The 13,817-nt window shown below is 62.8% G+C and carries 8 protein-coding genes and 1 pseudogene; all 9 read right to left on the bottom strand.

The genetic code is table 11. From position 1 onward, the window contains the following. Positions 1–265: pseudogene (locus BFP96_RS07735) on the bottom strand (acyl-CoA dehydrogenase); the annotation flags it as partial. Between the two features lies 1 nt (position 266). Continuing rightward, entirely contained in the window at positions 267–2,426 is a 2,160-nt protein-coding gene (glgX, locus tag BFP96_RS07730) for a glycogen debranching protein GlgX (protein WP_065935968.1), read from the bottom strand. A 129-nt stretch (positions 2,427–2,555) separates the two neighbouring features. Then, positions 2,556–2,816 carry a DUF2934 domain-containing protein gene (locus tag BFP96_RS07725; protein ID WP_065885546.1) on the bottom strand — a complete coding sequence of 87 codons (261 nt, stop codon included), beginning with the start codon at positions 2,814–2,816 and terminating at the stop codon, positions 2,556–2,558. A 21-nt stretch (positions 2,817–2,837) separates the two neighbouring features. Beyond that, on the bottom strand, positions 2,838–5,588 hold the full coding sequence (locus BFP96_RS07720; RefSeq protein ID WP_065935967.1) for a malto-oligosyltrehalose synthase: 2,751 nt from the start codon (positions 5,586–5,588) through the stop codon (positions 2,838–2,840). Next, a complete protein-coding gene (gene malQ / locus BFP96_RS07715; protein ID WP_065893247.1) occupies positions 5,585–7,669 on the bottom strand; it encodes a 4-alpha-glucanotransferase in 2,085 nt (694 codons plus the stop codon). Before malQ ends, BFP96_RS07720 begins: the two co-directional genes overlap by 4 nt. Then, the gene (treZ, locus tag BFP96_RS07710; RefSeq protein ID WP_065935966.1) at positions 7,666–9,414 is read right to left on the bottom strand and encodes a malto-oligosyltrehalose trehalohydrolase; all 1,749 of its coding nucleotides are present in this window, start codon (positions 9,412–9,414) and stop codon (positions 7,666–7,668) included. The genes malQ and treZ overlap by 4 nt, the downstream gene beginning before the upstream one ends. 19 nt (positions 9,415–9,433) lie before the next feature. Next, positions 9,434–10,990, bottom strand: a complete 1,557-nt coding sequence (gene glgA, locus BFP96_RS07705) for a glycogen synthase GlgA (RefSeq protein WP_065885553.1) — start codon at positions 10,988–10,990, stop codon at positions 9,434–9,436. Positions 10,991–11,794: 804 nt separating this feature from the next. Continuing rightward, complete coding sequence (locus tag BFP96_RS07700; RefSeq protein WP_065935965.1) at positions 11,795–12,748, bottom strand: D-2-hydroxyacid dehydrogenase family protein; 954 nt, start codon at positions 12,746–12,748, stop codon at positions 11,795–11,797. 21 nt (positions 12,749–12,769) lie between these two features. After that, complete coding sequence (locus tag BFP96_RS07695; RefSeq protein ID WP_065893251.1) at positions 12,770–13,771, bottom strand: alpha/beta fold hydrolase; 1,002 nt, start codon at positions 13,769–13,771, stop codon at positions 12,770–12,772. Positions 13,772–13,817 lie beyond the last annotated feature (46 nt).

The raw sequence follows: 13,817 nt of genomic DNA, 5'->3' as shown, positions 1-13,817 counted from the left end.
TCCCCCAGGTGCTGCCCAACGGCGGCAGCGGGCTGTCGAGTTCGGCAATGATCGCTAGGGCGTCGGTGTGACCTTCGAACAGTTTGCACAAGCGCAGGTCATGGCCGGCGACTTGCGCCAGCCCGCTGTAACGCTCCAGCGTCTGGCCGCTGCCGGGCAAGGGCAGCTGGTCCAGGCCTTCTTCCTGAAGGTCCTTTAAGGCATTACCCAGGGCTTGCGTATTGGCATAGCCCCGGTAGCCGGAAAGGAATCCGTGCAACGCCATTTCACACCTCGTCGTCGTGATGCAGTTCAAACAGTAGCAGCGAGCGGCCGGTGGCGGCGTACTCGTGCTCAAATTCAAAGCGCTCCTGGCCACGCACTGCCGGGTCATTGGTATCGAGCAGGCAATTCCAGTACTCGCCCTGGGGCACCGGTGGCAGACGGAAATTGACCATGTCGTGATGGGCATTGACCACCAGCAACAACGTCGCGTCGGCACCGGCACGGCGAATCCCGGTCTCCTGAGCGCGGCCATCCATCAGCATGCCCAGGCAACGGCCATGGCTGTCTTCCCACTGCTCGGTGGTCATTTCATTGCCATCCGGCGCCAGCCAGGTGACGTCTTTTACGCCGATATCTTCGTTGTAGTCACCGACCAGGAAGCGCCCACGGCGCAGGATCGGGTACGCCAGGCGCAGCTTGATCAGGCGCTTGACGAACTTGAGCAACGCCTTGCCGTCGTCGTCCAGGTCCCAGTTGACCCAACCGATCTCGCTGTCCTGGCAGTAGGCATTGTTGTTGCCGTGCTGGGTGCGGGCGAATTCATCGCCGGCCACGATCATCGGCGTGCCTTGGGCCAGCAGCAGGGTGGCGAAGAAGTTGCGCATCTGGCGCAGGCGCAACACGTTGATTTCCGGATCGTCGGTAGGGCCTTCGGCGCCATGGTTCCACGACAGGTTGTTATTGCTGCCGTCCTGGTTGTTCTCGTCGTTGGCTTCGTTGTGCTTGTCGTTGTAGGACACCAGGTCATGCAGGGTGAACCCGTCATGGGCGGTGATGAAGTTCACCGAGCTGTAAGGCCGGCGCCCACGGTGGTTGAACATTTCGCCCGAGGCGGTCATGCGTCCGGCGAAGTCCGCCAACTGGCCGTCATCGCCTTTCCAGAAGGCACGCACGGTGTCGCGGAAACGGTCGTTCCATTCCGCCCAGCCCGGCGGGAAGTTGCCCACCTGATAGCCGCCGGGGCCGCAGTCCCAGGGTTCGGCGATCAGTTTGAGCTGACGCAGGATAGGGTCCTGGCGGCATGCCACGAGGAAGCTGTGACGTTCGTCAAAGCCGTCGCGATAGCGGCCGAGGATTGTCGCCAGGTCGAAGCGGAAACCGTCGACGTGCATCTCGGTCGCCCAGTAACGCAGGGAATCGGTAACCATCTGCAGCACGCAGGGGTGACTCAGGTCCAGGGTGTTGCCCGTGCCGGAATCATTGATGTAGAAGCGCTTTTCGTCAGGCATCAACCGGTAGTACGAGGCGTTGTCGATGCCGCGCATGGACAGGGTAGGGCCGCGCTCGTTGCCTTCGGCGGTGTGGTTGTAGACCACGTCGAGGATCACTTCGAGCTTCTGCTCATGCAGGTGCGCGACCATTTCCTTGAACTCGGCGATCTTGCCGCTGGCCAGGTAGCGCGGGTCGGGGGCAAAAAACGCGATGCTGTTGTAGCCCCAGTAGTTGGTCATGCCTTTTTCCAGCAGATGCTGGTCGTTGACAAAGGCATGCACGGGCAACAGCTCGACCGAAGACACCCCCAACTGGCGAATATGCTTGAGCACGTCATCTTCCATCAGCCCGGCGCAGGTGCCGCGCACGGATTCGCCGACCGAAGGATGGCGCATGCTGATGCCGCGCAGGTGGGTTTCATAGATGATCGTACGGTCCCATGGCACGCGCACCGGCTGGTCATTACCCCAGGTGTGCGCCGGGTCGATGACCTTGCACTTGGGCACGAAAGGCGCGCTGTCGCGTTCGTCGAAGCTGAGGTCGTCGTCGGGGTGGCCGATGGTGTAGCCAAACAGCGCTTCGGACCATTTGAGTTCGCCCACCAGTTGCTTGGCATAGGGGTCGATCAGCAATTTGTTGTGGTTGAAGCGATGGCCGTTTTCCGGGTCGTAAGGGCCATACACACGGTAGCCGTAAATCAGCCCGGGGTGGGCGTCGGGCAGGTAGCCGTGGAAGATTTCGTCGGTGTATTCGGGCAGCTCGATGCGTTCCAGTTCCACTTCACCGGCAGCGTCGAACAGGCACAGTTCGACCTTGGTGGCGTTGGCGGAAAACAGCGCAAAGTTGACGCCCAGGCCGTCCCAGGTGGCGCCAAGCGGGAAGGGCAGGCCTTCACGAATCCGCGACGGCTCATGGTCCGGCGTGGTTGAGGCTTTATCGGGTTGGCTCATGGTGTTGCTCCTGCAAGGGTTCTTTTTTCGGGCCGAACGCGGCCGTACTGACAGTTATTCAGCGTATGACGTAGATAGATAAAGGCCCCCTGACGGCGATGCGCTCAGGGGGCGCGGCGATCGATAAGCTTAGGGTTTGGGCTTTTTCGGTGCTGCGGGCTTCTTTGGCGCAGGCTTGGCGGCGGCAGGCGCCGCAGGCTTGGCTTTGGGTGCAGGCTTGGGCGCTGTCTTGGGCTTGGCGGCCGGCTTGGGCTTGCTTGGCGTCAATGCCTCGGCTTCGGCCAGCTTGCGCGCCATTTCCCAGTGACGAGCATCTTCACCGTGGGGTTTGCCTTCGGACTCCCAGATCTGATGGGCCAGTTCGCGGATGCGTTTGTCTTCATTACTCATCACACACTCCTCAGAAAATGTTCAGCTTTCTTGAATATCGGCATTGATAAAGACATTGACCGGGAAATCCCCCAGGGCAGCGCTGATCAACAGCTCCTTGTCTGGTGTGACTGCGCTTGTTTGAAAAAGTCCCTTCCAGTTTTGTGTTGTGGCGGCGAACGGTAATTTCACCCGCGTATCGCCCCAAATCCGGGCAGGAATCAGGGGTTGCAGCGCATTTTCGAGCAGGCGCCGGGGCCAGCGTGGCACCACCACCAACACGTGTCTGCCCTGCAGTTCTCGGCAGAACGCAACGACATGATCGGCCTGTGGGCCAACCACCTCCAGGGCGGTGTAGGCGCCGTCGCTGAACAGCTCGACGTTAGCCTTGCGCAAGGCCAGTACCTGCGCGATCACCGCTTGCTTGATACGCCCGTCGCGCCAGTTGGACAGCAGCTCACCGATGTCCGCCGGGTTATCCAGCGCGCGTTGCCGCGCCTGGAAGTCCACCGGACGCCGGTTGTCCGGGTCTACCAGACTGAAGTCCCAGAACTCATCGCCCTGGTACACGTCCGGTACGCCGGGCACGCTCAGGTGAAGCAAAGTCTGCGCCAGCCCATTCAAGGCGCCGGCGGGGGCGATGGCCTGGGCTGCGTCGGCAAGCGCGTCGCGCAAGGGCTTGCCGGTTTCACTGAGCAATACGCCTTGCAGGAACGTCTCGACGCCGCGCTCATACGCCTCGTTCGGCGCGCTCCAGCTGCTTTGCAGCTTGGCTTCGCGCAGCGCTTTCTGTTGCCACTGCCAGAGGCGTTGCTGATAGGCCTCAAGGTCGGGGTTCGGCTCCAGCGGCCAACTGCCGAGCAGCACTTGATAAAGGATCAGCTCGTCGCCGGCTGATGGGCTGTCAGCCGTCTCGCGCAACGGCGCCGCCAGGCTGCGCCAGTGTTCGACCTGCTCGGCATACCAGGGCGCGCATTCACTCAACACCGCCAGGCGCGCGCGGGTGTCTTCGCCACGTTTATGGTCGTGGGTGGCGGTGGCCAGCAAGTTATGCGGAAACGTCTTCAAGCGCTGCTGGTTGGCCCCATGAAAATCGGCCAACGGCGCGCTGAACTGCTCGGTGCTGAAACCCACGTCGTTACGCGACAGCAACACGGCCGAACGATAGAACGCCGTGTCTTCCACAGCCTTGGCTGCGGCGGGCGAGGTCAGTTGCTGGAAGCGCACACAGGCATGCTTGAGCATCTTGCGCTCGCGGCCCAGCGGGCGATTGCGCCACGGTTGACCACCCAGCCATTTCTCCAGGTGATCGAGCACCGGCCAGTCGCCCTCGTTCAGGGTACTGCGCGCGCCCTCCATGGCCTGTTGGAAGACCTTGTCGTCGGCTGCGCTGCGCCCGCGAGCACTGATATAGGTGCGGTACACCGGAAAATGCACGATCAGTTCCTGCAACGCCCGCCGGATCGCGCCCAGGGTCAGGTCGCGGGTCATCACGTCGTCACGGGCCACTTGCAGCAGCGCCTGGGCGACGCTTTCGAAGTCGCCGCCCAACGAACCGTTGAGGATTTGCTGGCGGGCCAGCCGCGCCTCGTCGATAAACGCCGACGGCCGTTCGCTGTGGCGCGACCACAACTCGGCCAGCGGCGCGAAGCCGTCCGGGTGATGCTGCATCAATGACAGTTGGTTCATGAATTCGTAGCCGGTGGTGCCGTCCACTTGCCAGTCTTCGCGCAGGGTCTCGCCTTCACCGAGGATTTTCTCCACGAAGATCGGCAAATGCCGCTGCGGCGACAATGCATCCACCCGGCGCCGCAGCTTGCGGCAATAACCCCGTGGATCGGCCAGCCCGTCGATATGGTCGATGCGCAGGCCATCGATCAGGCCTGCACTGATCAACTCGAAAATCTTGCCGTGGGTGGCTTCGAACACCGCCGTGCGCTCCACGCGCAGACCGCCCAGTTCGTTGACGTCGAAGAAGCGCCGCCAATTGATGTCGTCCGCCGCCGTGCGCCAGCTGGCGAGGCGGTAGGTCTGCTCTTCCAGCAGCCGATGCAGGCGGTCGAAACCCTCAGGCGTGCGCCCGTCGAACGCGGCGAGGCGCTGTTCGATGGCGGGCAATACCTCGCTGGCCCGCTCGGCCAGCGCCTGTTTCAGCCAGCCGGCTTCGGCGTAGGCGTCGTCCTGATACGCCAGGGCTGCAAAGCGTTCGGCCAGCGGCCTGAGCGGTTCGTCGTTGCCCAGAATCAGTGCGTAGTCCCGTGGACAGATTGGGAAACGATGCTCGTAGTGCTCAACGTAAAAGGCCCCGTGCGCCGCCTCGAATTTCAGCACCAGGCTGCCGCTTTGCAACGCTTCGCCGTAATCGCTGCCAAGGAACGGCATCAGCAGTTGGCCCTTGAGCAGCGGGTCGGGTGAGTGCCACTGAATATCGAAGAATTCGCTGTAGGGGCTCAAACGTCCCCATTCCAGCAGGTCGAGCCACCAGGGGTTGTCGGCGCCGCCCACGGCCATATGGTTGGAGACGATGTCGAGGATCAGACCCATATCGTGTTCGCGCAACGCAGCGACCAGGCGCTGCAACGCGGCCTCGCCGCCCAGTTCCGGGTTGACACACGTAGGGTCGACCACGTCATAGCCATGCATCGAACCGGCCCGCGCCTTGAGCAGGGGCGAGGCATACAGGTGACTGATGCCCAGTCGGGCGAAATACGGCACCAACGGCACCGCATCATCCAGGGTGAAGCCTTTATGAAATTGCAGGCGCTGAGTGGCGCGCAGGGGCAGTGCTTTCATCGGTCACGCTCATAGGCTTGGTTGCGCGCAACGGCCAGCAGCTCGAGGCGGCGCGCGGCGCCGGCATTGTCGAGCAGGCTGGACGCTTCACCGGGCAGGCGGCGGCGCCAATTGGGGTGGGTGTCGGTGGTGCCGGGCAGGTTGGGTTGTTCTACCAGGCCCAGCGCATCCTCCAGGGGCAGCAGCACCAGCGGCGCACGGGTGTGGGCGAGGTAGCGCACACTGGCATCGATCATATGGTCGGTGTCGTTGCGGATCTCATCGACGAAGTTCTGCGGGTCCTGGCTCAGGGCCTGGCGCAATGCCTGGCGTTCGCGCAGGCGGTGTTCGCTCCATTGATCCACGGTCGGCGCGTCGATCAGGCCCAGTTCGATATTCCATTCGATGTCGCGGCTGTGCCACCAGCCGTTGAGCGTCGGCAAGTCGTGAGTGCTGGTGGTGGCCAGGGCGTTGTCGGGCCAGTCGAGGATGGGCCTGAACTGGCCGTCATGGTTTTGCTCGAACAGCAACACGCGCATGCCCAGAATCGCCCGGCTGCTGAGTTTTTCGCGCAGGCCGTCGGGCACGGTGCCGAGGTCCTCACCGAGAACAATGGCCTGGTGACGATGGGATTCGAGGGCCAACAGCCGCAGCATGTCGTCCACCGGGTAATACAGGTAGGCGCCTTCGCGCGGTGAAGCCCCGTTCGGGATGACCCACAGGCGTTGCAGGCCCATCACATGGTCGATGCGCAGGCCGCCCGCGTGGGCGAAATTGGCCCGCAGCATTTCAATAAAGGCGCGGAAACCGTGACGCTTGAGCCCCTCTGGCGAGAACGCGGAAATGCCCCAGCCCTGGCCTGCACGGTTGAGAATGTCCGGTGGCGCGCCGACGGTGAGGTCGGCGAGCAATTCGTCCTGGCGACTCCACGCCTGGCTGCCACCGCCGTCCGCACCCACCGCCAGGTCGGCGATCAGGCCGATGCCCATGCCGCTGCCACGCGCGGCCTGTTGCGCGCGCTGCAAACTGCGCGCGATCAACCACTGGGTAAACGCGAAATAGCCGATTTCATCACGGTGCTCCTCGGCAAACTGCGCCAGGGCCGGGCTCTGCGGCGTGCGCCAGTCCTGCGGCCAGTGACGCCAGTCGAGGTCTTCCCCGGCGGCGGCGCGCAATGCCTGCACCGCTTCGAAACGGCAGTGGTTTTCCAGGGCTTCGCCGCCGGCCTGGCGGAAGCTCTGGAAATCGGCATGCTGCGGGTGGTGGCCGTGGCGGAAATCGTCGTACAGGGCGCGCAACAGGCGCTGCTTGACCTTGGCGGCGGCAGGCCAGTCGATCAGGGTCAGCTGTTCCAGGTCGTGCAGCTCATCGGCCAGGCCCGTGGCCTCGATGGCATTGCGCACTTCACGCTCGCCCAGGATGCACCCGGGCGAGGCATACAGGCTGTTGAGAAACAGCCGGCTGGAAGGCGAGTAGGGGCTGTAGCGCTCGGTGTCGGCGCTGAACATGGCGTGCATCGGGCTGATCGCCAGGGCGTCGGCCCCGCGCTCGGCGGCCGAACGGGCCAGGTGCTCCAGGGCCAGGGTGTCGCCGAAACCGCCGTCGCCGAGGCGGCGCAACGAGTACAGCTGGGCGCTGAGGCCCCAGGCGCGGGCGGGGTCGTTTTGCACCGCTTCGGCCACGCTGTAGCACTGCGCGGGGGCGACAGCGAGGGTGAAGGTCTGGCCGTCGATATGCGCCTGGTGGTAGCCAAGGGCGATCACGCCGGGCAGCACGGCATCACCATCAAGACGCAGCTCCAGGCTTTCGCCGTTTTCCAACTGCACGCGGCACGGCGTGTCCGGTGCAAAGAAACGTGCGAGGTCCAGGCCTTCACCGCTGTCGACGGTGATCAGCGGGGGCAGATGCTTATCCTGCTGTACCTGTTCCAACGCCTGCAGGCTGGCCTCGATGTCGGCCTCGGTATCGGCCGGGTGACCCAGCCCCTTGAGCACGGCGCGCAGGGCGTCGGGTTTCACATGTTGCGGGCGACCGTTGGCATCGATCCAATCGACGGCCAGGCCCGCGCGGCTGGCGAGTATTTCCAGGTTCGCATCGCTCAAGACTGTTCTCCAGCAGGGAATAAGGACACGCGTGCACTGAAGGGCGGCAACTGCGCCGCCGCAGACTCGGCAGGCGTTTGAAAAATCACGTGGGACGCAGCCTGCCGATCGACGGGCTCGCTGCTCAGGTTCAGGTCGATTTGCAACACGCTGCCATTGCCCAGGCGCCAGCGCGCGCTGACGGCGCTGTCAGCCAGCACCTGCGCGCCGAGGGCCACGCTGCCAGGCAGATGAGGCACCACGTGCCGATGGCGCAGACTCAGCAAGTGGCGATAGAGCTGGGCATGCTCGTTTTCCGCCAGGGTTGGCCTGGATTGCAGGAAGGTCGTCAAGGCGTTGGGATCGGGGATACGTTCGCGCTGCTCGGGGTCATGAAACGCGGCGAAATCGGCGAACTCGTTGCGTCGACCTTCACGCACGGCCTCTGCCAGCTCACCATGATGGTCGGTAAAGAACAGGAAAGGCTCGGCAGCATTGACCTCATCGCCCATGAACATCAGCGGGATCATCGGCGACAGCAGCAATAACGCGGTCGCCGCCTTCAACGCCTGGGGCGGGCACAACTGGTGCAGGCGTTCGCCCAGGGCCCGATTGCCGATCTGGTCGTGGTTCTGCAGGAACGCCACGAACGCAGTGGGAGGCAGCTCGCCGCTGGGTTCGCCGCGTGCGTGGCCGTGGCGGGTGGTCTGGCCCTGATAGATAAAGCCTTCACCCAGGCAACGGGCGAGTTTGGCCGTGGTCTGCTCGGCGAAGTCGCTGTAGTAGGCGTCGGTTTCGCCGGTGAGCAGCACGTGCAGCACGTTGTGGAAGTCATCGTTCCATTGTGCGTCGAAATCATGTTTGAGCAGGCCGGCCTGGTTGAGCTCGTTTTCCAGCATCAGCCACACATGGCGCCCGCTATCGACCTGCTGGCGCACGCGCTGCGCCAGCTCCTGGAGAAAGCCGGGGTTGTCGATGGCGTGCACGGCGTCCAGGCGCAGGCCGTCGAAGCGGTATTCCAGCAGCCACATCAGGGCGTTATCGAGGAAGAAATCCCGCACTTCGCGGCGTTCGAAATCGATCCCCGCGCCCCACGGTGTGTGCACGTCTTCCTGGAAGAAGCCTTTGGCGTATTGGCCCAGGTAGTTGCCATCGGGACCGAAGTGGTTGTAGACCACGTCAAGGATCACCGCCAGGCCGTGCTCGTGGGCGCTGTCGATCAGGTGCTTGAGTTGTTCGGGGGAGCCGTAGGTGGCGTGGGGTGCGTAGGGCAGTATCCCGTCGTAACCCCAGTTGCGTTCACCGGGAAATTGCGCGAGGGGCATCAGTTCGATGGCGGTCACGCCCAGCTCGGCCAGGCGCGGCAGGTGTTTCTCGACTTCGGCGTAACCGCCCATCGCGCCGACGTGCAGTTCGTAGATGACCGCTTCGTGCCACGGGCGGCCTTGCCACTCACTGTGCCGCCATTGATAGGCGAGCGGGTCGACCACGCGGCTCCAACCGTGCACGTCCAGGGCCTGGGCCCTGGAGGCGGGGTCCGGAACATCCCGTTCCCCGTCGATATTGAAGCGATAAAGCGTGCCGGCAGGGCAGGCTGTCTCGACTTCAAACCAGCCATCTGCCTGGGGCAGCATGGCGATGGACTTTCCTTCCTGCAATTCAACGCTGACATAAAACGCGTCTGGCGCCCACAAGGCGAAACGCGTGTGTTGCGCGTCCAGCATCAGTGCGCCGTGGGGCCAGGTTTCCAAAGTCCGTAACGGCATCTATGAAGACCTCTCTTGATTATTTAGTCGATTTCCCCAGTGCTTTAACCACCAGTTGTTCGTACAGCTCGGCGTAGGGTTCCACCGCCTGCGACCAGTTGAACGGTTGGGTCATGGCGCGGCTGCGCATGGCATTGAGCAGGCCGGGGAAGGAGAACACTTTAAATGCGCGCTCCAGGGCAGCCTTGTAGCTGTCGACGGTGGATTCGTTGAACAGAAAACCGGTCACGCCGTCTTCAATGGTGTCGGCCAGGCCACCGGTATTGCGCGCCACCGGCAACGAGCCGAAACGCTGCGCATACATCTGGCTCAGGCCGCAGGGCTCATACCGCGAAGGCATCAATAGGAAGTCGCTGCCGGCAAACATGCGGCGGGCGTCGGTTTCGTTGAAGCCGATGCGCACGCCGACCTGGCCCGGAAAGCGCAGCGCCAGTTCGCGCATGGCTTGTTCCTCTTCCGGCTCGCCGCGCCCGATGATCGCGATCTGGCCACCGTTTTCGACGATGAAGCTGGCGACTGCTTCGGTCAGGTCCAGGCCTTTCTGGTAGACCAGGCGCGAGACCACGGCAAACAACGGGCCGGTGGAATCGTGCAGGCCGAACAGTTCGCGCACGTGGGCAGCGTTGATGGCCTTGCCTTCCCAGTCGCCGATATTGAAGTTATGGGTCAGGTGGGTGTCGGTGGAGGTTTCCCAGCTTTCGTCGATCCCGTTGGGAATCCCGCTGAGCAGGCCCTGCTGGGTCTTGCTGGCGAGGAAACCGTCCAGGCCGCAGCCGAATTCCGGGGTGGTGATTTCCTGGGCGTAGGTGGCGCTGACCGTGGTGATATGGCTGGAATACGCCATGCCGGCCTTGAGAAACGACATCTTGCCGTAGAACTCCATGCCTTCCTGTTGCAGGGCATGGGGCGGAATGCCCAGTTCGGGGGTGCAACCCAGGCTCACCACGCCCTGATAGGCGAGGTTATGAATGGTGAACAGGGTCGGCGTGCGTGAACCACGCCAGTGCATATACGCCGGGGCCAGGCCAGCGGGCCAGTCGTGGGCGTGCACCAGGTCCGGGCACCAGTGAATCTGCGCCAGGTTGGCGGCCATGTCGGCGGCGGCCAGGCCCAGGCGGGCGAAGCGGATGTGATTGTCCGGCCAGTCGCGGCCATTGTTGGCGCCGTAGGGGGTGCCTTCGCGCTCATACAGCTCGGGGCAGATCAGCACATAGATGACCAGGCCATCCTTGAGGTCCATGCGCCCGATCTTGCACGGCGGCAGCGCAGCGTGGCCACCCAATTCGCCGATGATATGAATAGGGTTGTCGCTTTCCATCACTTGCGGGTAACCGGGGATCAGCACACGCACATCGTGCAAGTGAGCCATGGCGCGGGGCAGGGCCGCCGACACATCGCCCAGGCCGCCGGTTTTCACCAGGTCGGCAAACTCGGACGTGACAAACAGCACTTTCTTTCGGTTGGGGTTATGACTGGACACCGGCCGCACCGTGTTGAGGTCGACGACCAAAGAGGTCGACCCGCCAACTGGCTGACTAACACGCTCTCCCTGAATACTTGCTGCGGCACTGATCATAGTTCTCTCCAACGTGTTGGTTAGCTAATGGCCCGCTGCCATTAGCTCGATGACCGCTTCCTGCGGCCAAGCGCACAAGCGCACGACAATCTGGCAAGGCGTATGCCAGTTGCACAATTAACTGAAAAGATTGGATGGACGGGCATGTAGCGTGAATCGCGGAGTGCTCGCCTTGCCTTAAAACTTGACCAAGGGCCGAGTTGAAAAGTTTAGTTTTTTTGCGGGGTTTTTGTTTTGGAACGGACCCATCGGTCATGAGTCTAGGCCAGATCTCGGAGCCTGTCGGGTTTAAAAGGCATTTTTGTAGGACAAAAAACGTTTAACCTTATGTTTGCTGAGGCCCAGATCCAAATGTGGGAGGGGCGGTGCGACGATTCGACTTGCCCCCGATGGCGGTGGGTCACCGCTATGGGGGGATAGGTATCTACACAACTCCGTAGCGCCCAACCGTAACCACGATGCGAAGCGAGTCGCTCTTGATCTTGATCTGCTTTTGATCTTGATCTCAGGCGCCCCGTCAAACCACGCTGGCCGGAGAGAGGGCACACCGAGCCTAGGCGAGGTGCCGAGTGGTGGGGCAAGAGCGTTTTGCTTACTTTTGCGCTTTTCAAAAGTGAGCCGCCGTCAGGGCGGAACCCTAAGCAGCCGTTACCGCAGAAACGGATATGTACTCGATCTGATCCAACATCCTGGTCGGCCCAGAGGCCGCCATCGGGGGCAAGCCCCCTCCCACACAAATCAACAACGTATGCCAACATTGTGCACTTGGGCATTGTCATTCAATACATGCACTTTATTGGTGCGTCAGCCGAGCACCCGAATGGGCGCGCCGTTCGCCCAGGCCTGAATGTCTTCGAGCATCTGTTGGTAGAACTGCCGGTAGTTTTGCTCGCTGACATAACCGACATGGGGCGTGGCCAGCACGTTGGGCAGGGAGCGGAAGGGATGCTCGAGGGGTAGTGGCTCCTGGCTATATACGTCCAGCGCCGCGCCGGCCAGGCGCCCATTGCTCAGCGCGTCCACCAGTGCCTGTTCATCCACAATCGGTCCACGCGCCGTGTTCACCAGGTGCGCGCCGGGCTTCATCCAGCCCAGTGCCTGCGCGTCGACCAGGCCGCGGCTGCGTTCGCTGAGGACCAGGTGGATGGTGAGAATGTCAGCCTGTTCGAACAGCTCGCGCTTGCTGACCCAGGTCACCCCCGACTCTGCGGCCCGTTGCGGGGTGAGGTTTTCGCTCCAGGCAATCACGCGCATGCCGAATACCTGGGCGAATTGCGCGACTTTCTGCCCGATGCTGCCCAGTCCCAGGATGCCCAGGGTCTTGCCATGCAGGTCGCCGCCCAGGCCGACCTGCCACCCGCCTGCGCGCAAAGAGTTGGCTTCGGCCAGCAGGTTGCGCGTCGAGGCCATGATCAGTGCCCAGGTCAGCTCCGGCGCAGCCTGCTTATAACTGTCGGTACCGCACACCTGGACCCCCAACGCCTTGGCGGCGGACAGGTCGATGGCGGCGTTGCGCATGCCGCCGGTGACCAGCAACTTGAGCCTGGGCAGGCCCTGCAGCAGGGCCTGGTCGAACCGCGAACGTTCGCGCATGACGCAAATAACGTCGAACCCTTGCAGGCGCTCGACCATGGTCGCGGTATCGGCGGGGTAGTCGTGGAGAAAGTGCACCTGGCCCAGGGGGGTGAGTACCGACCAATCCACCACGCTACTGGCCACTTGCTGCCAATCATCAATCACGGCGATCTGTAGCGACATGCACGCGTATCCCAAAAAAGGTTAAAGGGCCTTCAAACCCTGCAACAGCGCGGTATGAAACTGCGCCGGTTCTTCCATCTGCGGCGCATGGCCCAGACCGGGAAACTCCACCAGGGTTGCATGGGGAATCAGCTTGGCCACCTGTTTGCCCAACACTTGATAATTGCCGATCCGCGCCTTGACCGCCGGCGGCGCCAGGTCCTTGCCGATGGCGGTGGTGTCGCTGGTGCCGATCAGCAGCAGGGTGGGCACTTGCACGTTCTTGAATTCGTAGTACACCGGCTGGGTGAAGATCATGTCGTAAATCAACGCCGAGTTCCAGGCCACCCGAGTGTGGCCCGGGCCCTGGTTCAGGCCGGCGAGCATGTCCACCCAGCGCTCGTATTCGGGCTTCCAGCGCCCGGCGTAATACGTGTCGCGCTCATATTTGCGCACCCCGTCGGCGCTCAGCTTCAGCTCGCGTTGATACCACTGGTCCACGCTCTGGTGGGGTACGCCCAGGGCCTTCCAGTCTTCCAGGCCGATGGGGTTGACCAGGGCGAGCTGCTCGGTCTGTGCCGGGTACATCAAGGCATAGCGCGTGGCCAGCATGCCGCCGGTGGAGTGACCGAGCAGCGTGGCCTTCTGGATCCCGAGCTTTTCCAGCAACTGGTGGGTGTTGAGCGCCAGTTGCTGGAAGCTGTATTGATAATGCTCGGGCTTGCTGGAGGTGCAAAAGCCGATCTGGTCGGGCGCGATCACGCGGTAACCGGCGTCGCTCAAGGCCTTGATCGATGCCTCCCAGGTGGCGCCGCAGAAGTTCTTGCCGTGCATCAGCACCACGCTGCGCCCGTTGGCTTTGCCGTTGGCCGGAACATCCATATAGCCCATTTGCAGGCTTTTACCCTGGGACTCGAAGTTAAAGCGCTCAACCGGGTAGGGGTACTGGAAACCCTCGAGTTCAGGGCCGTAGGTGGCGGCAAACACCGGCGCGGCGCTGGCCGTGAGCAGGCCGGCGACGCACAGGTCACGGATCAAAGGCATGGTCATAAGCTCCGGGAAAGGTGTCTCGGATGCTGTTTGGACAAGA

The sequence above is a fragment of the Pseudomonas sp. 34 E 7 genome (genome assembly GCF_900005715.1).
GTDB classification, from domain to species: Bacteria; Pseudomonadota; Gammaproteobacteria; order Pseudomonadales; family Pseudomonadaceae; genus Aquipseudomonas; species Aquipseudomonas orientalis_A.
Note: the sequence above shows the minus strand (reverse complement) of the source record. Positions and strands in the feature narration are given on the sequence as shown.